The sequence below is a fragment of the Dactylosporangium salmoneum genome, from assembly GCF_039532525.1.
GTDB lineage: Bacteria > Actinomycetota > Actinomycetes > Mycobacteriales > Micromonosporaceae > Dactylosporangium > Dactylosporangium salmoneum.
Genome location: NZ_BAAARV010000014.1, coordinates 19,266 through 46,191, shown reverse-complemented (window position 1 = coordinate 46,191; position 26,926 = coordinate 19,266). Strand labels below are relative to the sequence as shown.

Below are 26,926 nucleotides of genomic sequence, written 5' to 3'. Positions count from 1 at the left end.
CCCGTGCCGCCGCGTGCCGCCCGTGCCTGCCGCGTGCCGCCCGTGCCACCGCGTGCCGCCGCGTGCCGCCCGTGCCACCGCGTGCCGCCCGTGCTGCCGTGCGGGTGCCCTCGTGCCCACTGTGCCGCCAATGTGCCACCGGGCCCGCTGCGTCACCGGGCCGCGTGCCGTAGTGCCCGCTGTGCCGCCGAGCCGCCCGTGCCGCCGAGCCGCCCGTGCCGCCGAGCCGCCCGTGCCGCCGAGCAGCGTGCCACCGTGCCCGCTGTGCAACCGGGCCGTGTGCCGCCATGCCCGCCTGCGCCGCTGAGCCTGCCGTGCCCGCTGCGCCCGCCGGGGGCGTATCGCGGCCGTCGTGCGGCGGCGACCTGGGCCCGTTGCGGGTGCCGACGGCCCCGGTGGAGCCGCGCCCGAGCCGGGCGAGGTGCGTGGGTGGGAGAGAAGCCGAACCGTCGGATCGGGCCGTGTGCTTCGCGGCCGCGTGGGAGGCTCGTGCGGTACCGAATGGCGGAATCCCTGGAAATGGACAACGGCGCCGCCCGGAGGCGACGCCGTTGACCAGAGTCCCGTTACAGGCCCGAGAGGCGCTGCCCCGCGCGCACTACCGCCATCGCGTGGCGATCGCCCGGCCGGCGTCCCAGCCGCTCGATCGGGCCGGAAACGCTGATCGCCGCGATGACCCGCCCTGTGCGGTCCCGGATGGGCGCCGACACGCTCGCCACGCCCGGCTCGCGCTCGGCCACGCTCTGGGCCCAGCCCCGGCGCCGCACCTCCGCGAGGGTGCGGCCCGTGAACTTGCACCGGGGCAGCAGCGGCATCACCGCCTCCGGCGGCTCCCACGCGAGCAGCACCTGTGCGGCCGAGCCGGCCGTCATCGGCAGGACCGCGCCGATCGGCACCGTGTCGCGCAGCCCGCTGGCCCGCTCGGCCGCGGCCACGCACAGGCGCTCGTCGGCGCGGCGCAGGTACAGCTGGGCACTCTCGCCTGTCGCGTCCCGCAATGCGGTCAGCATCGGCTCGGCGGCGGTCAGCAACACGTCTGGTGCGGCGTTGGCCAGCTCGCCCAGGCGCGGGCCCGGGCGCCAGCGGCCCTGGGCGTCACGAACGAGTAAGCGGTGGATTTCCAGCGCCTGCGCCAGGCGGTGCGCGGTGGCGCGCGGGAGCTTGGTCCGCTCGACCAATTCCGCCAGGCTGGCGCCGTCGACGCAGGCGGCAAGGATGACTACCGCCTTGTCGAGCACGCCTACACCGCTCATACTGTGTCCCACAGACCGAAACATACCTCCCAAATTTTAGGATGTCCAGATGGTGGGAGAAGCACGACAGCAAGGTCAGCAGCAGCCGCGCACCCTGGCGGAGAAGGTGTGGGATGCGCACGTCGTGCGCACCGCCGCCGGCGAGCCGGACCTGCTCTACATCGACCTGCACCTGTTGCACGAAGTCACCAGCCCGCAGGCGTTCGACGGCCTGCGCATGTCCGGCCGCACGGTGCGGCGCCGCGACCTGACGATCGCGACCGAGGACCACAACACGCCGACCGACAACCTGCTGACCATCAGCGACCCGGTCTCGCGCACGCAGATCGAGACGCTGCGGCGCAACGCCGAGGAGTTCGGCATCCGGCTGCACTCGCTGGGCGACGCCCAGCAGGGGGTGGTCCACGTCATGGGACCGCAGCTGGGCCTCACCCAGCCGGGCATGACCATCGTGTGCGGTGACTCGCACACCTCCACGCACGGCGCGTTCGGCGCCCTCGCGTTCGGCATCGGCACCTCCGAGGTCGAGCACGTCCTGGCGACGCAGACGCTGTCCCAGGCGCGCCCGCGCACGATGGCGGTCAACGTCGTCGGCGAGCTCGGCCCCGGCGTGACGGCCAAGGACCTGGTGCTGGCGCTCATCACCCAGGTGGGCACGGGCGGCGGGCGCGGGCACGTGGTGGAGTACCGCGGCCCCGCGATCGACAAGCTGTCCATGGAGGGTCGGATGACCATCTCCAACATGTCGATCGAGTGGGGCGCCAAGGCCGGCATGATCGCGCCGGACGAGACCACCTTCGCCTACATCGAGGGCCGGCAGTACGCGCCCGAGGGTGAGGACTGGGATCGCGCCAAGGAGTACTGGAGCGGCCTGCGCACCGACGAGGGCGCCAAGTTCGACACCGAGGTGACGCTGGACATCTCACAGCTCACCCCGTTCGTCACCTGGGGCACTAACCCAGGCCAGGGCGCGCCGCTCGGCGGCTTCGTGCCCAGCCCGGACGACTTCGAGGAGAGCGCGGAGAAGGTCGCTGCGGAGAAGGCGCTGGAGTACATGGCGCTCACCCCCGGCACCGCGCTGCGCGACGTCGCGATCGACGTGGTGTTCCTCGGCTCCTGCACCAACGGCCGGCTGGAGGACCTGCGGGCCGCTGCCGAGGTGCTGCGCGGGCGCCGCGTCGCCGACAGCGTGCGGATGCTCGTGGTGCCCGGCTCGGCCTCGGTGCGCGCGGCCGCGGAGGAGGAGGGCCTCGACAAGGTCTTCACCGAGGCGGGCGCGGAGTGGCGCTTCGCGGGTTGCTCCATGTGCCTGGGCATGAATCCCGACACGCTGAAGCCCGGCGAGCGCTCCGCCTCGACGTCCAACCGCAACTTCGAGGGCCGCCAGGGCCGTGGTGGGCGTACCCACCTCGTCTCGCCGCCGGTCGCCGCCGCGACCGCCGTCGCCGGTCACCTCGCCGCCCCCGCCGATCTGAACTAAAAGGGACAACGGACACATGGAGAAGTTCACCGTCCACACCGGCACGGCCGTGCCGCTGCGCCGGTCCAACGTGGACACCGACCAGATCATCCCCGCCGTCTACCTCAAGCGCGTCACCCGCACCGGGTTTGCCGACGGGCTGTTCAACGCGTGGCGCTCCGATCCGGAATTCGTGCTCAACAATCCGGCCTACGAGGGCGCTTCGATCCTTGTCGCCGGGCCCGAGTTCGGCACCGGATCCTCGCGTGAGCACGCCGTTTGGGCGCTGCAGGACTATGGATTCCGGGCTGTCGTAGCGCCCCGTTTCGGGGACATCTTCCGGGGCAACTCGCTCAAGGCCGGGCTGTTGCCGGTCGAGCTCGATCTCGAAAACGTCGAGCAGCTCTGGGCCGCGATCGAGGCCGACCCGAAGCTCGCGGTAACGGTCGACCTGCAGGCCCGCCAGTTGCGCGCGGGCGCCCACGAATGGGCCTTCCCACTGGACGATTTCAGTCGCTGGCGGCTGCTGGAAGGCCTCGACGACATCGGCCTCACCCTTCGCCACGAGGAAGCTATCACCGCCTTCGAGCAAGGCCGTCCGGAGTGGACACCCGTCGTTCACTAGGCCCCGCAGGGCGTCTCGATGAGCTGTCGGTCAAATCCGTTACTCCACAACGATTTCTTTTCCGTCATATGTTTGTATCCTGTGTGCGTTGGGATACCTTGCCCACAGGGACTTCAATTCTGGTACGGGAGGAAACGTGAACAAGGCCGAGCTCATCGAGGCGCTCAGCGCTCGCCTGGGCGACAAGAAGTCGGCGAACGCGGCGCTGGACGCGGTGCTGGCCGAGATCCAGGCCGCCGTGACCAAGGGCGACAAGGTCGCCATCACCGGTTTCGGCGTCTTCGAGAAGCGCGTCCGTGGCGCGAGAACCGCCCGGAACCCGCGCACTGGTGAAGCGGTGAAGGTGAAGAAGACGTCGGTTCCCGCGTTCCGGGCCGGCGCCAGCTTCCGCGAGATGGTCGCCAGCGGCAAGGTGCCGAAGGTCGCCGCCGCGGCCAAGAAGGCCGCCGCGACGAAGACCACCGCCGCGAAGGCGACGACCGCCAAGGCCACCACCGCCAAGGCCACCACGGCCAAGGCCACCACGGCGAAGGCGACGACGGCGAAGGCCGCCCCGGCCAAGGCCGCCGCCACCAAGACCGCCCCGGCCAAGGCCGCCACCAAGGCGGCGCCGGCGAAGAAGACCGCCGCCAAGACGACCCGCGCCGCGGCGTCGACCACGGCGCGCAAGACGACGACGGCCACCGCGGCCGCCGCGAAGACCACCGCCGCGAAGAAGGCGCCGGCCAAGAAGGCCGCCGCCAAGTAAGCAGGCAACGAAAAGGGCGGCGCCGCGATTGTCCGCGGCGCCGCCCTTTCGCATTTCCGGGATCTTCACCGGACCTTGAATCGCTACTGCAGCGTCACCGGGGCGAGCCGGTCCCGCCCGACAAGGCGGCCCTCGGCGAAGGACAGGACCCAGCCAGCGCCCTTGCGGGTGTGGAAATTGACGTCGGCGCGGTTCGTCAGCGCCGCGAGCAGCGGCGGCATCAGCTTGCCCTGGCTGCACACCACCGTCGTGCCGCCCCGGCCGGCGAGTGCCGTCAGCCGCGCCGCGGCCGGCCCGGGCGGGTGCAGCTCGTCGAACGCCGGGTCGAGCTCCAGCGGCAGCCCCAGCAGCTCCACCGTCTGCCGGCAGCGCACGGGGGTGGCCGACACCACCCGGTCGGGCCGCAGGAGCGTCAGCAGGCCGTTGAGGGCCCGTGCATCGCGCTCCCCGGCCGGCTCCAGGGGCCGCTCGGCGTCCGGTCCGGTCCACTCGCGCCGCTTGCCGGCCTTCGCGTGCCGTACCAGGGCCACCACCGCGGTCACCGGAGGCAGGTCCAGGAACGCGCGTACGACCCCGCGGTCATGGGCGTAGCTGAGCATCGACTGGGCGTTGGCGGCCGGCACCCACCGGGCCTCCTCGATCTCGTCGTCGGCGGGGCGGGGCGTCCACGCGGCCGCGCGCATCGACCAGAAGTCGACCGACTTCTCCACGCCCGGCTCCCCGGTCAGGTACCGGATCGACGGCAGCCGGACCTGCGGCACCGCCTCCACCGCGGTCTCCTCGAACACCTCGCGGACCGCGGCGGTCAGCTCGTGCTCGCCGGGGTCGAGCTTGCCTTTCGGCAGCGACCAGTCGTTGTATCGGGGGCGGTGCACCAGCACGATCTCCGTTGCTCCGCCGGCGCGCCGCCACACCACGCCGCCCGCCGCGCGGACGACCGAGTTCACTTCAGCCATGCGATGTTCTTTTCCTCCGCGACCGACTCCCACACGGCCGGGAACGCTGCGCGGGCGCGGGTGACCGCCGCCCGCTCGCGTTCGTACAACCGGCCCGCCGTCACTGCCAGGGCGTGGTTGCGCGGCGCGGCCGCGGCCTCCGCCACCCAGGCGTCCGCGGCGATCGCCGCGTCCTGGTGCTCGCCCAGCACCGCCTGCGCCCGGGCGATCGCCTTGGCCAGCAGTAGCGCCTCGGCGCCCACGATCGGCGACACCGCGTCGGCGGCGTAGCGGGCCCGCTTGGCCCGCTTGCGGACCTCGTGCCAGTCGTCGTCGGGCAGGTCCGGGGTGAGCCCGCCGGCGCCGGGAACGCCGCCCCCGCCGAGGACCAGGCGCCGCCACGGCTTGCGCACGATGTCCGGCAGGACCGTCTCGGCCCGCTCCCGTGCCAGCGGCGACAGCCGCGGCTCGCGCACCGCCCCGACCAGCGCGTCGAGCAGCTTCACGTAGCGCCGCGAGTGCAGCGCCGCGTCCAGCGTCGCCAGCGCTGCCTCCTGCCGCGCGGCCAGCGCCGCGTCGAGGCGCTCCACCGCCTGCTGGTCCGTCGGCGCGAGCGGGTCGGCCGCGGCCGTGCGGTGCAGCCGCTCCCGCAGTACCTCGACGTCGCGGGCGCCCCCGAGCGCCTCGGCGAGCCACGCCAGCTCCACCCGCAGCCGGGCTGTCCACTCCGGGTCCAGCAGCGCCTGGAACGTCTGCAGGTCACTGCGCAGCCGCCGGGTGCCGACCCGCATCTGGTGCACCGGGGTGTCGCCGTTGGGCATCAGCTGCCGCAGCCGCGCGAACGGGTCGTGCTTGAAGATGCGTGCCACGTCGCGGCGGATCGCCTCGGTGACCACGTCGCCGGCCCGCGGCTTGCGTCGCAGCGGCTCCGGGGCGACCAGCACCGCCGGCTGCAGCGGCCCCATCGCCCGCAGGTGCTTGGGTACGAAGTCGCCCAGCTGGGCGCCCGCGCGCAGCAGCAGCCGTTCGATCTTGTCCAGTACCTTGGGCTCGCCGGACACCCGCTCGACCTCGATCTCGCGGAAGCTCCACGCGACCTTGCGGCCGTCGAGCACGCTCACCTCGTCGTCGGCCACCTCGGCCAGCACGGTGCCGTCCCGGTCGGTGACGTCGTAGACGGTCCGCACCGTGCGCAGCACGGCCGCCGGCAGCAGCGTGCGTCCGCGCCGGAACGCCGTCACCAGGTCCAGTAGTTCCTCCGGCACGACGCCCGCGCCGGCCGCCGGGCGGGAGTGCTCGTGCCGCACTCCCGCCCGTGACGTCGGCAGCTTGAGGGTCCACACGCGCGACCGTGCGTCGCCCGCGCGGTACCGAAGCGAAACCCCATGCCTGGCGAGCAGCCGCGTGGTGGTGTCGTAGTAGGTCGCCCGCAGTGTCACCGGCTTCCGCGCGCGCACCCGGCCGGCGGCGCTGAGGTCCGGCATCGTGAACCCGTTATCGACGAGGTACTTGCGTTCTTCCTCGAGCATCCCGTCACCCTAGTCGGAGGATGGGCTCACTCCACCCGATCGACGATGCGGCGCAGCAGCACCTCCTGCGGGTTCTTGCCGGGCCGCCGGTGCCACTCACCGTTGCCGGACAGCTCGAACGCGCCAGTGTCGTCGCTCATCATCAGGGTCAGCACCCGGTGCAGTTCCTCGGTCGAGGCCGGGTCGGTCACCTGCACCAGCGCCTCCACGCGGCGGTCCAGGTTGCGGTGCATCAGGTCCGCCGAGCCGATCCAGTACTCCGAGCGCGCACCGTGGCCGAACCGGAACACCCGCGAGTGCTCCAGGAACCGGCCCAGGACCGATCGGACCCGGATGTTCTCCGACAGGTCGGGCACGCCCGGGCGCAGCGCGCAGATGCCGCGCACGATGAGGTTGACCCGCGTCCCCGCGCGGCTGGCGCGGTAGAGCGAGTCGATGATCTCCTCGTCGACCAGCGAGTTCACCTTGAGCTGGACCAGGCCGTCCGCGCCGTACGCGACCTCGCGCTCGATCCGCTCGATGATGCCGCGGCGCACCCCGTGCGGGGCGACCAGCAGCCGGCGGTACGACGTCTGGCGGCTGTAGCCGGTGAGCACGTTGAACAGGTCGGTCAGGTCGGCGCCGACCTCCGGATCGGCCGTCAGCAGCCCGTAGTCCTCGTACAGGCGCGCCGTCTTGGGGTGGTAGTTGCCGGTGCCCACGTGGCAGTAGCGGCGGATGTGGTTGCCCTCCTGGCGCACCACGAGGGCCGTCTTCGTGTGCGTCTTGAGGCCCACGAGGCCGTAGACGACGTGGCAGCCCGCGCGCTCCAGCGTCCGCGCCCAGCCGATGTTGGCCTTCTCGTCGAAGCGCGCCTTCACCTCGACCAGCACGACCACCTGCTTGCCCGCCTCGGCCGCGTCGACGAGCGCGTCGACGATCGGCGAGTCGCCGCTGGTGCGGTACAGCGTCAGCTTGATCGCCAGCACGTTCGGATCCGCCGCGGCCTGCTCGATGAAGCGCTGCACGCTGGTGGAGAACGAGTGGTACGGGTGGTGGACCAGGATGTCGTGGTCGCGCAACCGCGCGAAGACGCTGCGCGGCGTCTCGCCCTCGGCGAAGTGCGGGTGCGTCGCCGGCACGAACGGCGGGTCCTTCAGGTCCGGGCGGTCGACGCCGTTGTAGACCTCCCACATCGCCGTCAGATCCAGCAGGCCCGGCACGCGCAGCACGTCGTGGGAGTCCATGTCCAGCTCGCGGACGAGCAGCTCCAGCACGTGGTCCGAAATGGACGCCGCGACCTCGAGCCGCACCGGCGGACCGAAGCGCCTCCGCGCGAGCTCCCGCTCCAGTGCCTGCAGCAGGTCCTCGTCGCGGTCCTCGTCGAGCTCGACCTCGGCGTTGCGCGTCACCCGGAACAGGTGGTGCTCGACCACCTGCATGCCGGAGAACAGCTGCCCGAGGTGTGCCGCGATGAGCTCCTCGACCGGCAGGAAGCGCATCACCCGCGCCCCGTCGCGCGCGCCGTGCAGCGCGAAGAACCGCGGCACGTTGTTCGGCACCTTGATCCGGGCGAACAGCTCCGGGCCGCCGTCCTTCTCCCGCACCACCACGGCCAGGTTGAGCGACAGCCCCGAGATGTACGGGAACGGGTGCGCCGGGTCGACGGCCAGCGGGGTCAGCACCGGGAAGATCTGCTCGCGGAACGACGCGCGCATCCGCTCCCGCTCCGCCGGGTCCAGCTCCGCCCAGCGAACGATGTGGATGTTCTCGTCGGCCATCGCCGGCGCGATGTCCTCGGCGAAGGCCCGCGACTGCCGCGACATCAGCGCGGACGTGCGCTCGGCGATCTGCTCCAGCTGCTCCGTCGGCGGCTGGAACCCGGGCCGGCGCACCGGCAGGCCGGTCTGCAGGCGCCGCTTCAGCCCGGCGACGCGCACCATGTAGAACTCGTCGAGGTTGCTGGCGAAGATGGCGAGGAACTTGACCCGCTCCAGCAGCGGCGTGGCCGGGTCCTCGGCCAGCGTCAGGACGCGCGCGTTGAAGTCGAGCCACGACAGCTCACGGTCGAGATAGCGGTCGTCCGGCAGGGGTTTTTCCTCCTCCGGTACCCGCATCAGGTCCCCTTCGGGACTGACCCACCCGGCGCCGTCCTCCTCGATGACGGCCTGAAGCGGGCCGGCGGGGGCGTCCGCGCGGGCGCCGGGGTGCCCGGCATCCCCGGCCCCCTCGGTCGTGTCGTCCACGATCGCGTCGGGTTCTTCGCCGGTGGCGGCCGGCGCCGTCCGCGCCGCTTCGAGGGTCTCGTCCTCGGCCGTCACGGGGTCGTCCGGGGCCTCGGCCGGCTCGCCGGTGGTGTCGGCGACGCCGGGCGCGGGCGCGACCTCCGCGAGAGCTTCAGCGGCGTCCGCGCCTGCTGCGGCGGCCTCCGTGGTGCCCTCGACGGTGGCCGCGTGACCGTCGGCGGCATTCGCGGAGCCTTCGGCGGCCTCGGTGCGGGCTTCGGGAGCGCCGGCGGCTGCGGCGGCGTCCGCGCGGGCGGGGCTCGGTTCGTTTCCGGCGCCCGCCTTACTGACCTCGGCCTCCTGGCCGTTCGCCGCCACGCCGTCGGCGACGGCTGGCTCGGGCGCGGTCTTCGGTGCGCCGGTTGGCTTCTGCCTGGCAGCGGCCGTGGACTTGGCCGTCTGTGAAGTCGCACCGACTGATCTCGCGCTCTGCCGCGCACCGGTCGCCTGTGCGGCGTTCGGCCGGGTGCCCTCCGGCTGGCCGTTCTCCGGCTGTTTGGCCTGCTGGGCCGTGCCCTCCGGCGCGCTTGGCGGCTGCGGGTTCGCGGCGCCCCGCGCGGGCGCCTTCGTCGGGGTCTTCTGGGCGGGCACCCGCTCTGCTGCCTTCGCCGTGTCTGCCGTGGCCTCGTTCACCGTGACCTCGCTCACCGTTGCTTCGTCGGCCGTAGCCGACCGCACGACCTTTGTGGCTCGACGAGCGCGTGCCGGGGCCCCGTTTCCGCTGGACCTCGTCGTCGTGGGCGGTGCGCTTGCCGGGTCCGGCCGGGGGGCTGCTTTTCGCGGGCGGCTTCGACCGGCTGTGCTTTCGTCCACCGGATCATCATGGCCCGTTTGTGCCGGTCTGAACATGAACTTCCCGCTGCTTGGCCATTACGACAGGGTCGGCAATGTGACCTTGGTGATCGTCCCCACATCGTCGTGGTCGAGCCGGACCCGCTGGCCGAGCCGCAGGTGCCGCAGCCCGGACGCGTCGAACGCCGCGGCCGGGAAGGTCACCTCGACCCCGTCATCGAGCAGCACCGTTCCGGTACGGCTCGCCTCGTCGAACGTCGCCACCGTGCCCTGCATACCGATCACGCTACCGTGCAGAGGACTTGTCCGGTATGCGTGCCGAGTCCTAACCGTGCCGCGGCATCGAGATCGGCCGCTGTGTCGACGTCGCGCCGCAGGCTGGGCCAGTCGCCGTCGAGCCGTGTCGCGCCCGAGCGTGCGTGGGCCGCCGCCGACCCCGGCCCGAAGTGGGGTAAGAGCGCCTCTCCGGCCGGAGCGGCGAGCAGGACCGTCCCGGTGCCCTCCAGGTCGGGCACGAAGGCCCGGTGGCCCGTTCCCGCGGCCGCGACCAGCGCCGATTCGAGATCCTTGGGCCGCATCGCCGGCAGATCCGCCGTCAACGCGACCACGCCCAGGCCCGCCAGGCAGCCGCGCTCCGTGCCCGCGTCCGGGCGTCCTGTGCCCGCGCCCGGGCTTGGTGCCGTGCTTGCCGCCTCCGCGCGTCCGGTCTCGACGGGCGCCAGGTCCGTGGGCGGGGTGTGGGCCGCCGCGTCCTCGCGGGCCGGCCTTGCCGCGTATGTGGGTTCCGGGTGGGCCGCGTCCCCGCGGGCGGGTGGCGCGACCTGCGGGCCGGCGGCGTCGGGACAGGAGGTCGCAGCCGCGCGGGGGCCGGGCTCGAAGACCTGCCGGGCGGTCTCGGCGCCGTAGGTCAGGGCCGCGTTCAGGCCGGCGGCCGGGGCGTCGGGCAGGCACAGCGCGCCCAGGACGGTGAGCTCCTCGCAGATCGCGGGGTCGTCGCAGATCACCACGACTCTGGCGACCGCGCGGCAGGACAGGGCGGCGGCTACCGTGTCGCGTGCCATGGCCAGCACAAGATCGGGGTGCACGTCTTCCGGGACGGCGCCGCGCAGCCGGGTCTTGGCTGCTTGCAGGGGTTTGACCGGGACCACGGCGACCCAGGCGGCCGGTCGGTCGGCAACCTTCGGCTGGGTGGTCGATGGGCCGTGGCTGGGCATGAGCCATCCTGACACGGCCACCCGGCGGCCGGCAGTGGCATGATTCGCAGCAGAACCGTGAGGGGAGGGTGAGATGGTGCGCCGGAGGCTGGGCTTTTGGCGGCGTTTCGCCGTCATGACCGTCAAGCCCGCGATCCAGGTGCTGACCCGTCGCATCTGGCGGGGCATGGATCACATCCCGGCCGAGGGCGGGGTGATCATCGTGGTCAACCACATCTCCCACGCGGACCCGCTCGCGGTCGCGCACTACATCTTCGACGCCGGGCGGTGGCCGTCGTTCCTCGCGAAGTCCAGCCTGTTCGAGGTGCCGGTGCTCGGGTACCTGCTCAAGGCCGTGCACCAGATCCCCGTACGCCGCGGGACCACCGATGCCGTCAAGGCGCTCGAGGCCGCCCGGGCGGGGGTGCGGGCGGGGGAGGCCGTCGTCATCTACCCGGAAGGCACCACGTCACGCGAGCCCGACCTGTGGCCGATGCGCGGCAAGACCGGCGCGGCGCGGCTGTGGCTGGACACGCGGGCGCCGGTGATCCCGATTGTCATGTGGGGTCCGGAGCAGATCTTCGACCCGCGGACCAAGAAGCTGCGGCTGCTCCCGCGCGCGAAGGTGACGATCATCGCGGGCGAGCCGATGGACCTGTCGGCCTGGGCGGACGCGCAGCCGACGGCGCAGACCCTCGCAGAGATCACCGACCACGTCATGCTGCACCTGCGGGACATGCTCGTGGAGATCAGGGGCGGCACCCCGCCGCCGCTGTGGACCCCCAAGCGGGCCAGCGAGCCGCGGTCCCAGGCGCAGCGTTCCGGAGAACAGCGATCCGAAGAGCAGGCGGCATGAGCATCCAGCGCGCGGCGGTCCTCGGCGCCGGATCGTGGGGCACGGCGTTCGCGAAGGTGCTGGCCGACGCCGGCACGCCGAACGTGACCATCTGGTCGCGCCGGCCCGAGCTGGCCGCGGCGATCCGCGACGAGCACCACAATCCGGACTATCTGCCCACGATGTGGCTGCCGGGGGCGGTCACCGCGACGTGCGACGCGCAGGAGGCGATCGACGGGGCCGACCTGGTCGTGCTCGCGATCCCGTCGCAGACGCTGCGGGCCAACCTGTCGGCCTGGAGCGGCGCGATCCGCGCGGACGCGACCCTCGTGAGCCTCATGAAGGGCATCGAGCTCGACACGCTCAAACGGATGAGCGAGGTGATCGTCGAGGTCGCCGGCGTGGAGCCGGACCGCGTCGCCGTGGTCACCGGGCCCAACCTGGCCCCCGAGATCGCCGCCGAGCAGATCGCCGGCACCGTCGTGGCCTGCAGCGACGTCCGGCGGGCGGAACTCGTCCAGCGGGCGATCAGCACGCGGTACTTCCGGCCGTACACGAACGACGACGTGCTCGGCTGCGAGCTCGGCGGGGCCGTGAAGAACGCGATCGCGCTCGCCTACGGGATGGCCTCGGCACTCGGGTTCGGCGACAACACCCGGGCGACGCTGATCACCCGCGGCCTCGCCGAGACGTCGCGCCTGGGCGCGGCCCTCGGCGCCAACCCGATGACGTTCGCTGGCCTGGCCGGCCTGGGCGACCTCATCGCGACGTGCTCGTCGCCGTTGTCGCGCAACCGCACGTTCGGCGAGCGGCTCGGACGCGGCGAGACCCTGGAGCAGGCCCAGGCGGCGACCCGCCAGACCGCCGAGGGCGTCAAGAGCTGCCTGTCGATCCGCGACCTCGCGCGCAGCGTAGGCGTGGAGATGCCGATCACGGAGCAGGTCGAGCAGGTCTGCCACGAGGGCGTGGACCCGCTCAAGGCTATCGCCGCGCTCATGTCCAGGGAGACGAAGCCGGAGCGTCCGGGCGTCCCCTCGACCGGCCAGTGACCATGCCCGCGCCGGACCCGAGCGCCCCCGCACGGCAGCCGGCCGCCCCGCCCCGGACCTGCCAGCCGCGCCCGGAGACGACGCGCCCGGAGGTGCCACGCCCGTGAACGCCGTGCCCGGAGACAATGCGCCCGGAGGCGCCGCGGCCGAGGACGCCGCGCCCGTGAACGTCGCGCCCGGCGGCGCCGCGCCCGGGGGCGCGATGCACCCCGGAGACGGGACGCGGGTGGTGCACGCCGGGGTGCCGGAGCCCGTGCCGGGGACGCCGTTCCTGCCCTCGCCGATGTTCGCCGCGCCCTATCACCTCGATCCGGTGGCTGGGCCGCAGGAGGGGGTGGACGGGTACGGGCGGTCGGACAACCCGACGTACCGCGGCCTGGAGCGGGCCATCGGGGAGCTGGAGGGCGGCGAGTGCGTCGCCTTCGCCTCCGGTATGGCGGCGATCACCGCCGTGCTGCTGGCCACGCTGCGCGGAGGCGACGCGGTGGTGCTGCCCAGCGACGGGTACTTCCTGACGCGGGCCTTCGCCGCTGAGCACCTGCCCGGGCGCGGGATCGAGGTGCGCACGATGCCGACGGCCGGGCCGTACCCGGCGTTCGACGGGGTCCGGCTGCTGCTGCTCGAGACGCCCTCCAATCCCGGCCTGGACGTGTGCGACGTCGCGGAGCTGGCGGCGCGGGCGCACGCGGCCGGCGGCCTCGTCGCCGTGGACAACACGACGCCCACGCCGCTCGGGCAGCGGCCGCTCGACCTCGGGGCGGACTTCTCCGTGGCGTCGGGCACCAAGGCGCTGACCGGGCACTCCGACATGCTGCTGGGGTACGTGTGCGCGCGGGACCCCGAGCTCGTCGCGATGATCCGCACGTGGCGGGCGCGGACGGGCGGGATTCCGGGTCCGTTCGAGGCCTGGCTGGCGCACCGGTCCCTCGGCACGCTCGACCTGCGGCTGGCGCGGCAGACGGCGAACGCGGCGGCGGTGGCCGAGCTGCTGGCCGGGCACCCGGCGGTCGCGTCCGTGCGGTGGCCCGGGCGCCCGGGCGACCCGGCGCACGAGGCGGCGGCGCGGCAGATGCGGCGCGTGCCGGGCGTGGTCACGTTCACGCTGGCCGACAAGGCGGCGGTGGACCGCTTCCTGGCCGCGTCCGCGCTGGTCTTCGCGGCGACGTCCTTCGGCGGGCTGCACACGTCGGCGGACCGGCGGGCGCAGTGGGGGGACGACGTGCCCGAAGGGCTGGTGCGGCTGTCCTGCGGCGTGGAGGACGCGGCCGATCTGGTCGCCGACGTCCGCCGCGCGTTGGACGCCGCGCTCGGCTGACGTCGCGCGTCATCACTGAGCGAACACGGCCTCCTGGCAGGGGCGAGCACGACTTGCTGGGAGGGGCGAGCACGGCCGCAAGTAGGGGGCGCGGGCGCGTGAAAGCTACACGCGGATCGCGGTCAGCAGTGGACCGGCCCCGGGTCCGTGGCCGGCACGGCCGCGACGATGGGCGCGGAGAGGTTCACGAGCCAGGAACCGTCGGCGGCCTTCGGTACCACGACGCGCAACGCCACCTCGCGGTCCACCGTCTGCCACACCGTCCGGTCGGGCTGCTCGTCCGGGAACCAGCACACGTTCGACAGGCCCATGAGCTGGGCGTCGGCCGGAACGGTGGGCTTCGCCACGCCGCAGGAGAGCACGATCGGCGGGTCGCCGAACGCGGCGTTCTGCTCCGTGCCGGCCGTGACCGGGCGCCGGGACAGGCCGCCGAGGACGTCCGGCAGCTTGGCGACCAGCGCGCGGCAGACGGTGGAGGTGGACGGTTCCAGCTGGGGGGCCTCAGCAGGTACCGGTGCGGCACTTGGCTTGTCGGCATGGCTCGGGAAGCCGCCCAGCGCCCAGAAGGCGACGATGCCGGCCACCAGGGCGATCGGCAGAGCCGCCAGGGTGGCGATCCGGCCCGCGCCTGCGCCCGGACGCGTGGTTACCGCGCTCACTACAAGTGCACCACCGAGCAGGTGACCGTGCGCGTGATGCCCGGCACGAGCTGGACCTTGGACACGATGAGCTGGCCGAGCTCGTCGATGTTGCGGGCCTCCGTGAGCACGACCACGTCGTAGGGGCCGGTGACTGCGTCCACGCGGACCACTCCTGTGAGGCCGTGAATGGCCGAGGCCACGTCGCGTGCCTTGCCGACTTCTGTTTGGATCAGGATGTAGGCCTGTACCACGACACGACTCCCTCCCTGCGCCGAACGGGCGCTGATCAGGCGTCAACCTACCGCAAGAATGGAACCGGCAAATCAACCGCCGTGCGTGATCATGCCATGACACGCGGCTTTCGCGACACTATCGAGCATCAGGTTGGAGGACGGGGTGACCGTAGCAACCGCCGGGGAGTTCGGGCTCATCTCACGGGTGACGGCTCGGCTCGGGGCGGCGTCGCCCTCTGTTCTGCTCGGGCCGGGTGACGACGGGGCGATCGTCGCGGCCCCGGACGCGCGCGTCGTGGCGAGCACCGACGTGCTCGTCGACGGGCGGCACTTCCGGCGCGACTGGTCCAGCGCGCGCGACGTGGGCCACCGCGCGGCCGCGGCCAACCTCGCCGACATCGCGGCCATGGGCGCGCGCCCCACGGCCCTCCTGGTGGCGCTGTGCACCCCGGCGAACCTGCAGATCTCCTGGGTCGAGGAGCTCGCCGACGGGCTGGCCGCGGAGGCGGCGAAGATCGGCGCGACGGTGGTGGGCGGGGACATGTCGGCCAGCCCGACCCTGACGATCGCGGTGACCGCGCTCGGGGACCTCGAGGGGCGGGCGCCGCTGGTGCGCTCGGGCGCGCGTCCGGGCGACGTCGTGGCGGTCGCGGGCCGGATCGGGCACGCCGCGGCCGGGTACACGATCCTGTCGCGAGGGTTCCGCTCGCCGAAGCTGTTGGTCGACGCGCATCGGCGGCCGGATGTGCCGTACCACCTGGGGCCCATCGCCGCGCGGATGGGCGCGACGTCCATGATCGACGTGTCCGACGGGCTGCTGGCCGATCTCGGGCACATCGCCACGGCCAGCGGGGTCGGCATCGACCTGCGCCGCGAGGCGTTCACCGTGCCCGAGGCGATGCGCGACGCCGCGACCGCGCTCGGCGTCGACCCGTACGGCTGGATCCTGGCCGGCGGCGACGACCACGCGCTCGCCGCGACCTTCCCGGCCGACACCGAGCTGCCGGCCGACTGGCTCGTCGTCGGCTCCGTCGTGGCGGCCAGCATGTTCACGTCCGGTGACGGCGTGACCGTTGACGGGCGCAGGTACACCGGGGGCGCGCCCGGATGGGATCACTTCCGGTGACGGCTTCCCGCCGATGCGGTAAGGGCCCGAGCGGGCCGTACCCTTTACGCTCGTGAACGAGATCGACATCCGACTGACCCGCTACGGCTCGCGGGTCGCCACCGAACTCACCACGGCCGCGCTGGCCGACCTCAGCGCGCGGTACGGCGGGGACGGGGACACGACCCCGATCCAGCCGGGCGAGTTCGACCCGCCGGAGGGGGCCTTCCTCGTGGCGTACGTGGACCACGAGCCGGTCGGGTGCGCCGGCTTCCGCACGTTCGTCGAGGACGAGACGACGGCGGAGCTCAAGCGCATGTACGTGGCCCCGGAGTTCCGCGGGCGGGGCGTCGCCAAGGCACTGCTCCTGGCGATCGAGGGGGCCGCGCGGGAGGCCGGGCGCCGGCGGATCTGGCTGGAGACCGGGACCGCCCAGCCCGAGGCGATCGGGCTGTACGAGCGCTGCGGATATATCCGGATCGAGGACTTCGGCCACTACAAGGGGTACCCCGACGTGCGGTCGTTCGGCCGCGACCTCTGAGCGCTGGCCGCGCCCGGGCCATGGCCCGGAACGGAGACGCGACCTCTGAGCGCTGGCCGCGCCCGGGCCACGGCCCGCAACGGAGACACGACAAAAGGCCCCGTGACCGCGTCACGGGGCCTTTTGTGCAGGCTGGATCAGCCGCGGACGACCTTGCCGGCCTTGAGGCAGGAGGTGCAGACCTGCATCTTCCGCGTGGTGCCGCCACCGGCCGGGGTGCGCACCGTCTGAATGTTGGGGTTCCAACGGCGGTTGGTCCGCCGGTGCGAGTGGGACACGTTGTGGCCGAAGCCCGGTCCCTTGCCGCAGACGTCGCACACGCTAGCCACGGGGATCTCCTGGGATTGATTGCAGTCTCGGATCGAAACGGACCCGCACTGCGGATCTCGTTCCAGGCGTCACCGGCCGGGTGAGCGGCGGGCAACCCCGCAAGGTTACCTGATGCCTGGCCCGGACACCCAATCGGCATCCGATCGCCCTTCCCGTCGGCCGGTCGGTGGGGAATGACGGCGCTCACCGTTAGGCTCTGGCGCGTGCCAGACAGTGTGGACGCCGCGACCGTCCGCCGGTGGGGTGCCGCCGGCCTCGACGCGTTGCGCCGCCATCGGGCCGAGATCGACGCGCTCAATGTGTACCCGGTCCCGGACGGCGACACCGGCACCAACCTCGTGCTGACCATGACCGCCGCCACCGAGGCCGCGGCCGAGCCGGGCGCGGGGGCGGGCGACGTCCTGCGGCGCATGGCGCGCGGCGCGCTGCTCGGTGCCCGCGGGAACTCCGGCATCATCCTCGCCCAGCTGCTCAAGGGGATGGCGGGGGCGCTGGACGGGGTCGTGGCGGCCGACGGCGGGCAGCTGGCGCGGGCGCTGGACGAGGCGGCCCGCGGGGCCTACCGCGCGGTCGCGGCCCCCGTCGAGGGCACGGTGCTCTCGGTCGGCCCGGCCGCGGCGGCCGCGGCACTGGGCGCCGCGGACGGCGACGTTCTCGGGGTGGCCCGGGCGGCGGCTGACGGGGCGCGGGTCGCGCTCGCGCGGACGCCCGAGCAGCTGCCGGCGCTCGCTCGCGCCGGGGTCGTCGACGCGGGCGGGCGCGGGCTGGTGGTGCTCCTCGAGGCGCTGGTGCAAACCCTGGGCGGCGACGAGACGGTGCGCTCGGTGCCGCCGGTCGCGGGGCCGGCCGGGGTGGTGCGGGGGGCAGACGGCGGGCGACCGGGCGGGCTCATGGAGCGCGAGGCCGGCTCGGCGGAGTACGCGTACGAGGTGCAGTACCTCCTGGAGGCCCCCGAGCCCGCGGTGAACGCGCTGCGGCGCGCCCTGGCCCGGCTCGGCGACTCGCTGGTGGTGGTCGGCGACGAGGGCGTCTGGCACGTCCACGTGCACGTCAACGACGTAGGGGCGGCCATCGAGGCGGGTGTGGAGGCGGGCCGGCCGAGCCGGATCTCGGTGACGCGCTTCGCCGACCAGGTGGACGCTCGCGCGGATGCGCGGCCGCCCGCGCCGTGGGACGCCGCCGGCGCGGAGCAGGACGCGGCCAAGGGGCAGGAAGAGCCGGTAGTCGCGGGGGAGCGCGGCGTGGTCGTGGTGTGTACCGGCCCCGGCCTGGCCGAGCTGCTCGGGGCCGAGGGCGCGGTGGTGATCACCAGCGGCAGCCCGTCCACCGCGGAGGTCCTCGCGGCGATCCAGCGCACGGGCGCGGGCCGCGTCGTGGTGCTGCCCAATGACCCGAACGTCCAGGCCGTGGCCACTGCGGCGGCGGCGGAGGCGCGCGCGCAGGGCGTGCGCGCGGGCGTGGTGCCCACCCGGTCGCCGGTGCAGGCGCTGGCCGCGATGGCGGTGCGCGACGTGGTGCGCCGGTTCGATGACGACGTGATCGCCATGGCGGAGGCGGCCGCGCGGTGCCGTTCGGCCGAGCTGACGATGGCCGTGCGGGAGGCGCTGACGGTCGCCGGGCGCTGCCAGGCGGGTGACGTGCTCGCGATCGTCGACGGTGAGGTCAACCTCATCGGGCGCGATGTGGCGCAGACCGCGTGCCAGTTGCTGGACCGGATGCTGGGCGGCGGCGGCGAGCTCGTCACCCTCATCGTGGGCCGGGACGCGCCGGACGAGCTGGGCGAGACCCTGCGGCGCCACGTGGCTGGTTCCTGGCCTTTCGTGGAGGTCCAGTGCTACGAAGGGGGCCAGCCGCACTATCCGCTGCTGGTGGGAGTCGAATAGGGGTTATGGCCGACATCGACCTGTCCACGCCGTTGCAGAAGGTCCTTGGGGGCAACGGCGCGAAGCTGCTGGCCGAGCACCTCGACCTGCACAGCGTGGGCGATCTCGTGTACCACTTCCCGCGCCGCTACGAGGAGCGCGGGGAGCACACCGACATCCGGGCGCTGGAGATCGACACCGACGTGACCGTGTTCGGTCAGGTCAAGCGGGTCAACTCGCGGCAGTTCACACAGCAGCGCGGGGGCGCGCGGGGCAAGCGCGGCTCGCTGGTCGAGGCGGTCATCGGCGACGACAGCGGCGGGGAGATCAGCGTCACGTTCTTCAACCAGCCGTGGCGGGAGAACCAGCTGCGCCCGGGCCGCTGGGGGCTGTTCTCCGGCAAGGTCGGCCGGTTCAACAACAAGCTGCAGCTCAACCAGCCCGACTACGTGCTGCTCGACGCGGGGGAGGGCGAGGAGGCGGTGGAGGAGTTCGCGGGGGCGATCATCCCCGTGTACCCCGCCACCGCGCGGGTGCCGACCTGGCGCATCGCGGCGGCCGTGCGCACGGTGCTCGACGTGCTGCCGCCGACGCCCGACCCGGTGCCGGCCACCACGCGGGCGGGGCGCCGGCTGACCTCGCTGGACAAGGCGCTGCGGGAGATCCACCGGCCGGAGTCGCAGCAGTCGCTGGGGATCGCGCGGCGGCGGCTCAAGTGGGACGAGGCGTTCGCGCTGCAGCTGACGCTGGTGCAGCGCAAGAAGCGGGCAGAGGACTGGCCGGCGGTGCCGCGCCCGCGCCGCGACGGGGGCCTGCTGGCCACGTTCGACGCGGGGCTGCCGTACGAGCTGACGCGCGGGCAGCGCGACGTGGGCGAGGAGATCGCGGCCGACCTCGCGCGGGCGCACCCGATGCACCGGCTGCTGCAGGGCGAGGTCGGCTCCGGCAAGACGCTCTGCGCGCTGCGGGCGATGTTGCAGGTGGTGGACGCGGGCGGGCAGGCGGCGATGCTGGCCCCGACGGAGGTCCTGGCCGCCCAGCACCACCGCAACGTGATGGACCTGCTCGGGGGCATGGCGCGGGCGGGGGAGCTCGACGCGGCGCCGGAGGCCACCCGGGTCTCACTGCTGACCGGCTCGCTGGGCGCGGCCGCGCGCCGTCGCGTCGTCGAAGAGATTCGCGGCGGTACCGCGGGAATCGTGGTCGGCACCCACGCCCTGCTCTACGAGGGCGTCGACTTCGCCGATCTCGGCCTGGTCGTGGTGGACGAGCAGCACCGGTTCGGGGTCGAGCAGCGCGACGCCCTGCGGGCCAAGGCCGACCAGCCGCCGCACGTGCTCGTCATGACGGCCACCCCGATCCCGCGCACGGTCGCGATGACCGTCTTCGGCGACCTGGAGACGTCGGTGCTCAGCCAGCTGCCGCGCGGGCGCTCGCCGATCGCCTCCCACGTGGTGCCGGTCACCGAGAAGCCCGCGTTCCTGGACCGGGCGTGGCGGCGGCTGCGCGAGGAGGTGGCGAAGGGGCACCAGGCGTACGTGGTGTGCCCGCGCATCGGCGACGCCAAGTCCGACGGCGAGGACGTCCCGCCGGTCGGCGACGACGGCCGCCGGCCCCCGGTCGCGGTCCTGGACGTCGCCCCCCAACTGGAGGACGGGCCGCTGCACGGGCTGCGGATCGGGGTGCTGCACGGGCGCCTGCCCGCCGACGAGAAGGACGCGGTGATGCGCTCCTTCGCCGCCGGCCAGCTCGACGTGCTGGTCGCCACCACGGTCATCGAGGTCGGCGTGGACGTGCCGAACTCGACCATGATGATCATCCTCGACGCCGACCGGTTCGGCGTCTCCCAGCTGCACCAGCTGCGCGGGCGCGTCGGGCGGGGCAGCGCGCCCGGCCTGTGCCTGCTGGTCACCGAGGCGGGGGAGGGCACGCCCGCGCGGGAACGGCTGGACGCGGTGGCCTCGACCACCGACGGCTTCAAGCTCGCCGAGCTCGACCTGGAGCAGCGCCGCGAGGGCGACGTGCTCGGGGCGGCCCAGTCCGGCCACCGCTCCCACCTGCGGCTGCTGTCGCTGCAGCGCGACGCCGACCTGATCGGCGAGGCGCGCGCGGAGGCGGCCGAGCTCATCGAGGAGGACCGCGAGCTGGAGCGGTACCCGGACCTCGCGGCCACCATCGCGCGCCTGGTCGACGAGGAACGCGCGGAGTACCTCGAGAAAGGCTGACGGTCCGCGTCCGAGCGCCGAAGAATAAACGACAACGGCGCTCGATGATCGGCGCCGCGTGACGCTGCCGGCACCGCCCGCCGGGAAAATTGCGTTGATCGGGGATCTCGTCCGGATTCGTGGCGATTCGTCGGTGAAACGGATCACAACGTAACGGGCGACGCCGCACCCGGCCGACGCCCGCCGAGGGGTCCGAAGAAACAGCGAGGCGCCCGCGCGGATGCGCGGGCGCCTCGGGCGCAAGGTCAGCGCCCGCGAGGATCATCACGTTGGAGCCGGTGATCGGGAGCCCGGCGGCCCTGGCGGGGGAGGCCGGGGTCGTGGCGTCGTCGGCCGCGCTGCTGCCGGCGCCGCTGGACGGCGGCACGTCGGCGGTGCTCTTGATCGGGCTGGGCGTCCAGGTCGAGCTGGGCGTCGCGGTGGTGACCGCGCCCGTTGCCCGCCGGACCCTGCCGCAACTGTCGCAATTGCCGGAATGGGCAGTGGTGTAGGTCACCGACGGCCGGCCGACGCGCCTCGGCCGGGTGGTGGACACCGATTCCCCGACGGCGGCGGCTTCTACATTGGTCCCGTGACGCGAATCGTGGCCGGGACGCTCGGTGGCCGCCGCCTGACCGTGCCGGCCGGGCAGGGCACCCGACCCACCTCCGACCGGGTCCGTGAGGCGCTGTTCAGCAGCCTGGACAACCTCGTCGACCTCGACGGCGCGCGCTTCGCCGACCTCTACGCGGGCTCGGGCGCAGTCGGCCTTGAGGCCTGCTCCCGTGGCGCGGAGCACGTGCTGCTCGTCGAGGCCGACGCCAAGGCCGCCCGCGTCGTCCGCGACAACGTCGCTGCTCTCGGCGTTGGCGCGCGGGTGCGGGTGGTCGCCGACAAGGTCGAGCGCCTCGTCGCGGGGGAGCCGGACGGGCGCTACGACGCGGTCTTCATCGACCCGCCCTACGCGGTGGCCGACGAGCGCGTCCGCGCGGTGCTGGAGGCCCTAGCCGAGCGCTGGCTCGCACCGGGGGCGGTCGTGGTGGTCGAGCGCTCCAGCCGCGGGGCGCCGATGGCGTGGCCCGGCGGGCTGGAGCAGGTCGCCGAGCGGCGCTACGGGGAGACCGCGCTGTGGTATGCCCAACGCGAGCACGACGGCTGAGCGAAGCTTTGGTACGGTCCCCGCTCATGAGGCTTGGGCTGGTGCAATGAGGCGCGCGGTCTGTCCGGGTTCGTTCGATCCGGTGACCAATGGACACCTGGACATCGTGGCCCGGGCATCGCAGGTATTCGATGAAGTCGTCGTCGCGGTGCTGATCAACCAGAGCAAGGCGGGGTTGTTCACCGTCGACGAGCGGCTGGAGATGCTCGCAGCCGTGACCGCGCCGTACGCCAACGTCCGGGTCGACGCGTTCCAGGGACTGCTGGTCGACTTCTGCCGCGCCAACGACATCACGGCGATCGTCAAGGGCGTGCGGGTGGCCGGGGACTTCGACTACGAGCTGCAGATGGCCCAGATGAACTACGGGCTCAGCGGCATCGAGACGCTGTTCATGTCGACCAACCCCAAATATTCGTTCGTCTCGTCGAGCCTGATCAAAGAGGTCGCCAAGTGGGGCGGCGACGTTTCGCCACATGTACCCGATCTCGTGGCGAATCGCCTGCAGGAACGACTCGCCTCGGCACGAAAGTAGATGCAAAACCCGAGTGGCGATGGAGCGGCATCGGTGTTCGAGCCGCATCATGGTTAGGTCGTTCGACGTGGGAACAGGAGTGACCGCAGGTGGATCCGCTCGAGAGCATCGACCAGATCATCGCGCTGGTTGAGGGTGCACGGTCGGCGCCGATGTCGCGGAGCAACTTCGTGTTCGACCGGGCCGATATGATCAACTTGCTCGACCAGCTGCGGGCCGACCTGCCCGGCGAGCTGCGGCGGGCGAGCGCGCTGCTCGACGAGCGGGACAAGATCGTCGACGCGGGACGGCGCGAGGCGGAGCGGATCATCGCGGAGGCCGAGGCCGAGCACACCCGCCTCGTGTCGATCAACGAGATCGTCGTGTCGGCCGAGCACGAGGCGTCCCGCATGATCAATGAGGCCAGGGCCGAGACGCAGCGGCTGCGCGACGAGGTCGACGACTACGTGGACACCGCGCTGGCCAACTTCGAGCAGTTCCTGACCCGCTCCCTCGCCTCGATCGAGCGCGGCCGCGACAAGATGCACGCGCTGCGCGAGATCGGCTCGTTCACCCCCTCCGGCGAGGATGACCGTCCCCTGCCCTTCTGACGGCGCGCTATCGTGGGGGGCGATTCGACGGAAGATCTGCCACTCGGGTAGCCTAGTCCGTCGGCCCTGCCTGGCCGGAGTCTGAAGAATGCCACATCAGCCACACCCGCACCTGGATCCCCGGTCGCCGCTGGTCCTCGAAACGAGAGACCTCCCACGCCGACCGGGCGCCCTGCATGCGGTCGCGCGGAAGGTGCCGGCGCCCGAGGACCTCGGCCTGGAGCTGATCGGCGTGCCCCAGGGCGCCGAGCTCGACCTCCAGCTGCGCATGGAGTCGGTGTCTGAAGGCGTCCTCGTCTCCGGCACCGTCACCGGCCCGCTGGTCGGCGAGTGCGGACGCTGCCTACGCCCGATCAGCGACACGCTGGACGTCCCGGTCCAAGAGTTCTATGCCTACGAGCACAGCACGACGGACGAGACGACGGACGAGGACGAGGTCGGACGGCTGCAGGGCGACCTGATCGACCTGGAGCCGGCACTGCGGGACGCGGTGGTGCTCTCCCTGGCCGCCAACCCTGTGTGCCGTGAAGACTGCCCAGGGCTGTGCCCCGAGTGTGGGGTACCGCTCGACGAACTGCCCGCGGATCACACCCACGAGCAGCTCGACCCGCGCTGGGCCGCCCTGTCCCAGATCAAGACGTCAGAGGAGTAAGACCCGTGGCCGTTCCCAAGCGGAAGATGTCGCGCAGCAACACCCGGGCCCGCCGGAGCCAGTGGAAGGCCGTCGCCGTCTCCACGCAGCCGTGCCCGCAGTGCCGCTCGCCCAAGCTGCCTCACGCGGCGTGCTCGGTCTGCGGCACGTACAACGGCCGCCAGGTCATCGAGGTCTGACCACCGGATCCGGGTGACGCGATCCGACCGATCGCCGCACGGCGGGGAACTCCCGTCCGGCGTCGCGCGGATCGCCGTCGACCTCCTCGGCGGGGACGGGGCTCCCGCCGTCGTGGTTGACGGCGCTCTGCGCGCATGCAGCGCCGATCCAGACCTCCACCTCGTCCTCGTCGGGCCGCGAGAAGCGGCCGGCGAGGTCATCGGCGCGCTCGCGGACGAAGACCGCGGGCGCGTAAGCGTCATCCCAGTCGACTCCGCCGTCGGCATGGCCGACTCGCCGCTGCGTCACATCCGCCGCGAGTCGACGGTGCGCGCGGCCGCGGAGGCCGTCTACATGGGCCGTGCGGACGCGATGGTCTCCGCGGGGTCCAGCGGCGCCGCCGTCGCCGCCTCCGCGCACGTCCTCGGCCGCCTGCGCGGCGTGCGCCGGCCCGGGCTGGCCGCCCGGGTGCCCACACCCCGCGGCGCCGTCCTGCTCGTCGACGTCGGCGCGACGCTGGACGCCACCATGCTCGAGCTGGTGCAGCACGCCGTGCTCGGCACCGCCTACGCCGCCGTCGGGCTCGGCATCGCGCGCCCGCGCGTGGGCCTGCTGTCCATCGGCAGCGAGCCGGGCAAGGGCGACCGGCTGCGGCGGGCCGTCTCGATCGCGCTGTCCGACGTCCCGCTGCCGGCCGGGGGCCGCTACATCGGCCTGGTCGAGGGCTTCGACGTGCCGCGCGGGGGCCCGGCGGACGTGGTCGTCACCGACGGGTTCACCGGCAACGTACTGCTCAAAGGCATCGAAGGCGCCATCTCGGTATCGTCGGATCATGAGGCGGCCGCCGTACTGCTCGGGGTGGCCGGCGACGTCGTCGTCTGCCACGGCGCCGCGAACGGAGACCAGGTCGCCGGCGGCATCGCGCTCGCCGCGCGCCTGCATCGCGAACGCATCACCCCCGCCGTCGCGGGGCTCGCCGACGATCTGCTGACCGAACTCTCCTCGGCCGGCGGGCTCACCATCCGGGACGCACTGGGAGAGCGATCGTGAAGCATCAGAATCATCTCGAGGTGGCCTTCGGCGTCGAGTTCGACCCGGAGATGTTGAAGCGGTCGCTGACCCACCGCTCGTACGCGTACGAGAACGGCGGCCTACCCACCAACGAACGGCTGGAGTTCCTCGGCGACGCCGTCCTCGGCGTGGTGATCACCACCGCGCTGTTCCAGAACCATCCCAAGCTCGCCGAGGGGCAGCTGGCCAAGCTGCGCGCGAGCGTGGTCAACATGCGCGCCCTCGCGGACGTCGCGCGTCGCCTGGGACCCCAGGGCATCGGGCCGTTCCTGCTCCTCGGCAAGGGCGAGGAGGCGACCGGGGGCCGCGACAAGGCCAGCATCCTCGCCGACACGCTCGAGGCGCTCATCGGCGCGATTTATCTGCAGTACGGCCTGGAGACCACGGCCAAGGTGATCCACAAGCTCTTCGACCCGCTGATGGCCGAGGCCGCGCTGCGCGGGGCCGGCCTGGACTGGAAGACCAGCCTGCAGGAGCTCACCGCCGGGCGTGGCCTCGGCGTGCCCGAGTACCGCATCGACGAGGAAGGGCCCGACCACGCCAAGCGGTTCACCGCCTGGGTGATCGTGGCCAAGCAGCGGTACGGCGGCTCGCAGGGCGGCAGCAAGAAGGAGGCCGAACAGCGGGCGGCCGAGGCCGCGTGGCGCGAGCTGTCCGCACCCACTTCGACCGAGGAACCGGCCGCCGATGACGATGACGCAGGTCGATAAGGACACCGAGCGCGGCCGCGCGGTCCTCTTCGCGCTGCCGCTGGGCATCTACGCCCTCAGCCGCCTGGTGCAACTTGCCTTCCTGTGGTGGATGTCGCCCGACGACAAGGTCCGCGACCGCCTCCTCGCGTGGGACGCCGGGCATTTCGTGCGCGTGGCCCAGGAGGGGTACCCCACCGGCTACACGTTCGACAACGACGGCCACCTGGTCGGCAACGGCCTCGCGTTCTTCCCGGCGTACCCGATGCTGGTGCGCCTCGTGCACTACGTCACCCGCCTCGAATACGGCACCGCCGCGATCACCGTGTCGTGGCTGGCCGGGGGCGCGGCCGCGGTGCTGCTCTGCGCATTGCTCGCGCGGTTGTACTCCGAGCGCGTGGCCCTGATCTTCACGGTCCTTTTCTGCGTGCAGCCGATGTCGCTCGCGCTGTCCATGGGGTACTCGGAGGCGCTGTTCACCGCGCTGGTGGCCGGCATGCTGCTGTGCGCGCACCGGGGCGACTGGCTGGCGGCCAGCCTGCTCGGGCTCGGCGCCGCGCTGACCCGCCCGACGGGCGCGGCCGCGGCCGTCGCGCTCGCCGTCGCCGCCGGCATCCACCTGTACCGCCAGCGCCGCCAGCCCGAGGGCGAGCCCCGCGACGTCTGGCGGCCGATCGCCGCGGCCCTGATCGCTCTGGCCGGCGTGCCCGCCTACCTGCTGTGGGTCGGGCTGCGGGTGGGGGACCTGGGCGCCTGGTTCGACATCCAGACCGCGGGTTGGGGCACCACGTTCGACTACGGCACGTCGAGCCTGCGCTTTCTGCACGACGCGCTGCTGGCCGGCGACGGCTGGATCCAGGTCAGCATCGCCTGGATGCTCATCGGCGTCGTCGCCTTGGCCGTGGTCGCGCTGCGCGGGGGCGTGTGGCCGCCGCTGGCCGTCTACGGCGTCATCGTGCTGGTGCTGGTCCTCGGCCAGGCCGGCTACTACCACTCCAAGCCCCGGCTGCTCGTGCCCGCCTTGCTGATTCTGGTGCCGCCCGCGGTCGCGCTCGCCCGGGCGCGGACGCGCACGATCATGACGGTGCTGGCCTTCTGCGGGGCGTTCGGCCTGTGGTACGGCTCGTATCTCGTCACCGTCTGGCACTACGCGATCTAGGG

At 72.9% G+C, this 26,926-nt stretch carries 27 protein-coding genes and 1 pseudogene; 19 read left to right on the top strand and 9 right to left on the bottom strand.

Annotated features, from left to right (window positions below; all coding sequences use genetic code 11):
- Positions 1 to 566: 566 nt before the first annotated feature.
- The gene (locus tag ABD352_RS07145) at positions 567 to 1,253 is read right to left on the bottom strand and encodes an IclR family transcriptional regulator (protein WP_223101757.1); all 687 of its coding nucleotides are present in this window, start codon (positions 1,251 to 1,253) and stop codon (positions 567 to 569) included.
- Positions 1,254 to 1,302: 49 nt separating this feature from the next.
- On the opposite strand from ABD352_RS07145, the gene leuC reads away from it, so the two are divergent.
- From leuC to ABD352_RS07130, 3 genes are all read left to right on the top strand, one after another.
- Positions 1,303 to 2,733 carry a 3-isopropylmalate dehydratase large subunit gene (gene leuC, locus ABD352_RS07140; RefSeq protein WP_344611416.1) on the top strand — a complete coding sequence of 477 codons (1,431 nt, stop codon included), beginning with the start codon at positions 1,303 to 1,305 and terminating at the stop codon, positions 2,731 to 2,733.
- Between the two features lie 16 nt (positions 2,734 to 2,749).
- On the top strand, positions 2,750 to 3,337 hold the full coding sequence (gene leuD, locus ABD352_RS07135; protein ID WP_344611415.1) for a 3-isopropylmalate dehydratase small subunit: 588 nt from the start codon (positions 2,750 to 2,752) through the stop codon (positions 3,335 to 3,337).
- A gap of 136 nt (positions 3,338 to 3,473) precedes the next feature.
- Positions 3,474 to 4,085 (top strand): HU family DNA-binding protein, encoded by a 612-nt coding sequence (locus tag ABD352_RS07130; RefSeq protein ID WP_344611414.1) that lies wholly within the window; start codon positions 3,474 to 3,476, stop codon positions 4,083 to 4,085.
- Between the two features lie 83 nt (positions 4,086 to 4,168).
- On the opposite strand, the gene ABD352_RS07125 is transcribed toward ABD352_RS07130, so the two are convergent.
- The 5 genes and pseudogenes from ABD352_RS07125 to ABD352_RS57545 form a co-directional block, all read right to left on the bottom strand.
- On the bottom strand, positions 4,169 to 5,041 hold the full coding sequence (locus tag ABD352_RS07125; RefSeq protein ID WP_344611413.1) for an NUDIX hydrolase: 873 nt from the start codon (positions 5,039 to 5,041) through the stop codon (positions 4,169 to 4,171).
- Complete coding sequence (locus tag ABD352_RS07120; protein WP_344611412.1) at positions 5,029 to 6,549, bottom strand: CYTH and CHAD domain-containing protein; 1,521 nt, start codon at positions 6,547 to 6,549, stop codon at positions 5,029 to 5,031. Before ABD352_RS07120 ends, ABD352_RS07125 begins: the two co-directional genes overlap by 13 nt.
- 26 nt (positions 6,550 to 6,575) lie before the next feature.
- Positions 6,576 to 8,849 (bottom strand): RNA degradosome polyphosphate kinase, encoded by a 2,274-nt coding sequence (locus ABD352_RS07115; RefSeq protein WP_425553494.1) that lies wholly within the window; start codon positions 8,847 to 8,849, stop codon positions 6,576 to 6,578.
- A gap of 834 nt (positions 8,850 to 9,683) precedes the next feature.
- Entirely contained in the window at positions 9,684 to 9,881 is a 198-nt protein-coding gene (locus tag ABD352_RS07110; RefSeq protein WP_344611411.1) for a cold-shock protein, read from the bottom strand.
- Between the two features lie 8 nt (positions 9,882 to 9,889).
- Positions 9,890 to 10,273, bottom strand: a pseudogene (locus ABD352_RS57545) (2-phospho-L-lactate guanylyltransferase); the annotation flags it as partial.
- Positions 10,274 to 10,892: 619 nt separating this feature from the next.
- Between ABD352_RS57545 and ABD352_RS07100 the strand changes: the two are divergent.
- The 3 genes from ABD352_RS07100 to ABD352_RS07090 all read left to right on the top strand — a co-directional run bounded on the left by ABD352_RS07100 (position 10,893) and on the right by ABD352_RS07090 (position 13,997).
- Entirely contained in the window at positions 10,893 to 11,654 is a 762-nt protein-coding gene (locus ABD352_RS07100) for a lysophospholipid acyltransferase family protein (protein WP_344611409.1), read from the top strand.
- Complete coding sequence (locus tag ABD352_RS07095) at positions 11,651 to 12,682, top strand: NAD(P)H-dependent glycerol-3-phosphate dehydrogenase (protein WP_344611408.1); 1,032 nt, start codon at positions 11,651 to 11,653, stop codon at positions 12,680 to 12,682. The genes ABD352_RS07100 and ABD352_RS07095 overlap by 4 nt, the downstream gene beginning before the upstream one ends.
- A gap of 202 nt (positions 12,683 to 12,884) precedes the next feature.
- Positions 12,885 to 13,997 (top strand): cystathionine gamma-lyase, encoded by a 1,113-nt coding sequence (locus tag ABD352_RS07090; RefSeq protein WP_344611417.1) that lies wholly within the window; start codon positions 12,885 to 12,887, stop codon positions 13,995 to 13,997.
- Between the two features lie 122 nt (positions 13,998 to 14,119).
- Here the strand turns inward: ABD352_RS07090 and ABD352_RS07085 are convergent, their stop codons facing one another.
- Together ABD352_RS07085 and ABD352_RS07080 are read right to left on the bottom strand one after the other, a co-directional pair.
- On the bottom strand, positions 14,120 to 14,656 hold the full coding sequence (locus tag ABD352_RS07085) for a DUF3515 domain-containing protein (protein WP_344611407.1): 537 nt from the start codon (positions 14,654 to 14,656) through the stop codon (positions 14,120 to 14,122).
- Positions 14,656 to 14,889, bottom strand: a complete 234-nt coding sequence (locus ABD352_RS07080; protein WP_344611406.1) for an Lrp/AsnC ligand binding domain-containing protein — start codon at positions 14,887 to 14,889, stop codon at positions 14,656 to 14,658. Before ABD352_RS07080 ends, ABD352_RS07085 begins: the two co-directional genes overlap by 1 nt.
- 145 nt (positions 14,890 to 15,034) lie before the next feature.
- On the opposite strand from ABD352_RS07080, the gene ABD352_RS07075 reads away from it, so the two are divergent.
- Complete coding sequence (locus ABD352_RS07075) at positions 15,035 to 15,997, top strand: thiamine-phosphate kinase (protein ID WP_344611405.1); 963 nt, start codon at positions 15,035 to 15,037, stop codon at positions 15,995 to 15,997.
- A gap of 52 nt (positions 15,998 to 16,049) precedes the next feature.
- On the top strand, positions 16,050 to 16,517 hold the full coding sequence (locus ABD352_RS07070; RefSeq protein WP_344611404.1) for a GNAT family N-acetyltransferase: 468 nt from the start codon (positions 16,050 to 16,052) through the stop codon (positions 16,515 to 16,517).
- Positions 16,518 to 16,654: 137 nt separating this feature from the next.
- Here ABD352_RS07070 and rpmB read toward each other — a convergent pair whose 3' ends face one another.
- Positions 16,655 to 16,846: a 50S ribosomal protein L28 gene (rpmB, locus tag ABD352_RS07065; protein ID WP_223101777.1), complete on the bottom strand. Its 192-nt coding sequence runs from the start codon at positions 16,844 to 16,846 to the stop codon at positions 16,655 to 16,657.
- Between the two features lie 204 nt (positions 16,847 to 17,050).
- On the opposite strand from rpmB, the gene ABD352_RS07060 reads away from it, so the two are divergent.
- From ABD352_RS07060 to ABD352_RS07010, 11 genes are all read left to right on the top strand, one after another.
- Positions 17,051 to 18,730, top strand: a complete 1,680-nt coding sequence (locus ABD352_RS07060; protein ID WP_344611403.1) for a DAK2 domain-containing protein — start codon at positions 17,051 to 17,053, stop codon at positions 18,728 to 18,730.
- A 5-nt stretch (positions 18,731 to 18,735) separates the two neighbouring features.
- Positions 18,736 to 20,934 (top strand): ATP-dependent DNA helicase RecG, encoded by a 2,199-nt coding sequence (gene recG, locus ABD352_RS07055; RefSeq protein WP_344611402.1) that lies wholly within the window; start codon positions 18,736 to 18,738, stop codon positions 20,932 to 20,934.
- A 278-nt stretch (positions 20,935 to 21,212) separates the two neighbouring features.
- Positions 21,213 to 21,425: a hypothetical protein gene (locus tag ABD352_RS07050; RefSeq protein ID WP_344611401.1), complete on the top strand. Its 213-nt coding sequence runs from the start codon at positions 21,213 to 21,215 to the stop codon at positions 21,423 to 21,425.
- 80 nt (positions 21,426 to 21,505) lie between these two features.
- Positions 21,506 to 22,072: a 16S rRNA (guanine(966)-N(2))-methyltransferase RsmD gene (gene rsmD / locus ABD352_RS07045; protein WP_344611400.1), complete on the top strand. Its 567-nt coding sequence runs from the start codon at positions 21,506 to 21,508 to the stop codon at positions 22,070 to 22,072.
- A 46-nt stretch (positions 22,073 to 22,118) separates the two neighbouring features.
- Positions 22,119 to 22,604 carry a pantetheine-phosphate adenylyltransferase gene (coaD, locus tag ABD352_RS07040; protein WP_344611399.1) on the top strand — a complete coding sequence of 162 codons (486 nt, stop codon included), beginning with the start codon at positions 22,119 to 22,121 and terminating at the stop codon, positions 22,602 to 22,604.
- Between the two features lie 89 nt (positions 22,605 to 22,693).
- Entirely contained in the window at positions 22,694 to 23,194 is a 501-nt protein-coding gene (locus tag ABD352_RS07035; protein WP_344611398.1) for an ATP synthase subunit B family protein, read from the top strand.
- Between the two features lie 88 nt (positions 23,195 to 23,282).
- Positions 23,283 to 23,846 carry a YceD family protein gene (locus ABD352_RS07030; RefSeq protein ID WP_344611397.1) on the top strand — a complete coding sequence of 188 codons (564 nt, stop codon included), beginning with the start codon at positions 23,283 to 23,285 and terminating at the stop codon, positions 23,844 to 23,846.
- A 5-nt stretch (positions 23,847 to 23,851) separates the two neighbouring features.
- A complete protein-coding gene (gene rpmF, locus ABD352_RS07025) occupies positions 23,852 to 24,025 on the top strand; it encodes a 50S ribosomal protein L32 (protein WP_223101792.1) in 174 nt (57 codons plus the stop codon).
- A 13-nt stretch (positions 24,026 to 24,038) separates the two neighbouring features.
- Positions 24,039 to 25,055: a phosphate acyltransferase PlsX gene (locus ABD352_RS07020; RefSeq protein ID WP_344611396.1), complete on the top strand. Its 1,017-nt coding sequence runs from the start codon at positions 24,039 to 24,041 to the stop codon at positions 25,053 to 25,055.
- Positions 25,052 to 25,786, top strand: coding sequence for a ribonuclease III (gene rnc / locus ABD352_RS07015; RefSeq protein ID WP_344611395.1), 735 nt, complete (start codon positions 25,052 to 25,054; stop codon positions 25,784 to 25,786). The genes ABD352_RS07020 and rnc overlap by 4 nt, the downstream gene beginning before the upstream one ends.
- A complete protein-coding gene (locus ABD352_RS07010; protein ID WP_344611394.1) occupies positions 25,764 to 26,924 on the top strand; it encodes a mannosyltransferase family protein in 1,161 nt (386 codons plus the stop codon). The genes rnc and ABD352_RS07010 overlap by 23 nt, the downstream gene beginning before the upstream one ends.
- Positions 26,925 to 26,926 lie beyond the last annotated feature (2 nt).

What these genes read in the sequence shown, in the direction of transcription:
- coaD (WP_344611399.1), top strand. Translation starts at nt 22,119, where the DNA reads ATGAGGCGCGCGGTCTGTCCGGGTTCGTTCGATCCGGTGACCAATGGA.
- ABD352_RS07090 (WP_344611417.1), top strand. Translation starts at nt 12,885, where the DNA reads ATGCACCCCGGAGACGGGACGCGGGTGGTGCACGCCGGGGTGCCGGAG.
- ABD352_RS07110 (WP_344611411.1), bottom strand. Translation starts at nt 9,881, where the DNA reads ATGCAGGGCACGGTGGCGACGTTCGACGAGGCGAGCCGTACCGGAACG.
- ABD352_RS07100 (WP_344611409.1), top strand. Translation starts at nt 10,893, where the DNA reads ATGGTGCGCCGGAGGCTGGGCTTTTGGCGGCGTTTCGCCGTCATGACC.
- ABD352_RS07030 (WP_344611397.1), top strand. Translation starts at nt 23,283, where the DNA reads ATGCCACATCAGCCACACCCGCACCTGGATCCCCGGTCGCCGCTGGTC.
- leuC (WP_344611416.1), top strand. Translation starts at nt 1,303, where the DNA reads ATGGTGGGAGAAGCACGACAGCAAGGTCAGCAGCAGCCGCGCACCCTG.
- ABD352_RS07120 (WP_344611412.1), bottom strand. Translation starts at nt 6,549, where the DNA reads ATGCTCGAGGAAGAACGCAAGTACCTCGTCGATAACGGGTTCACGATG.
- ABD352_RS07125 (WP_344611413.1), bottom strand. Translation starts at nt 5,041, where the DNA reads ATGGCTGAAGTGAACTCGGTCGTCCGCGCGGCGGGCGGCGTGGTGTGG.
- ABD352_RS07010 (WP_344611394.1), top strand. Translation starts at nt 25,764, where the DNA reads ATGACGATGACGCAGGTCGATAAGGACACCGAGCGCGGCCGCGCGGTC.
- recG (WP_344611402.1), top strand. Translation starts at nt 18,736, where the DNA reads ATGGCCGACATCGACCTGTCCACGCCGTTGCAGAAGGTCCTTGGGGGC.
- leuD (WP_344611415.1), top strand. Translation starts at nt 2,750, where the DNA reads ATGGAGAAGTTCACCGTCCACACCGGCACGGCCGTGCCGCTGCGCCGG.
- ABD352_RS07145 (WP_223101757.1), bottom strand. Translation starts at nt 1,253, where the DNA reads ATGAGCGGTGTAGGCGTGCTCGACAAGGCGGTAGTCATCCTTGCCGCC.
- ABD352_RS07095 (WP_344611408.1), top strand. Translation starts at nt 11,651, where the DNA reads ATGAGCATCCAGCGCGCGGCGGTCCTCGGCGCCGGATCGTGGGGCACG.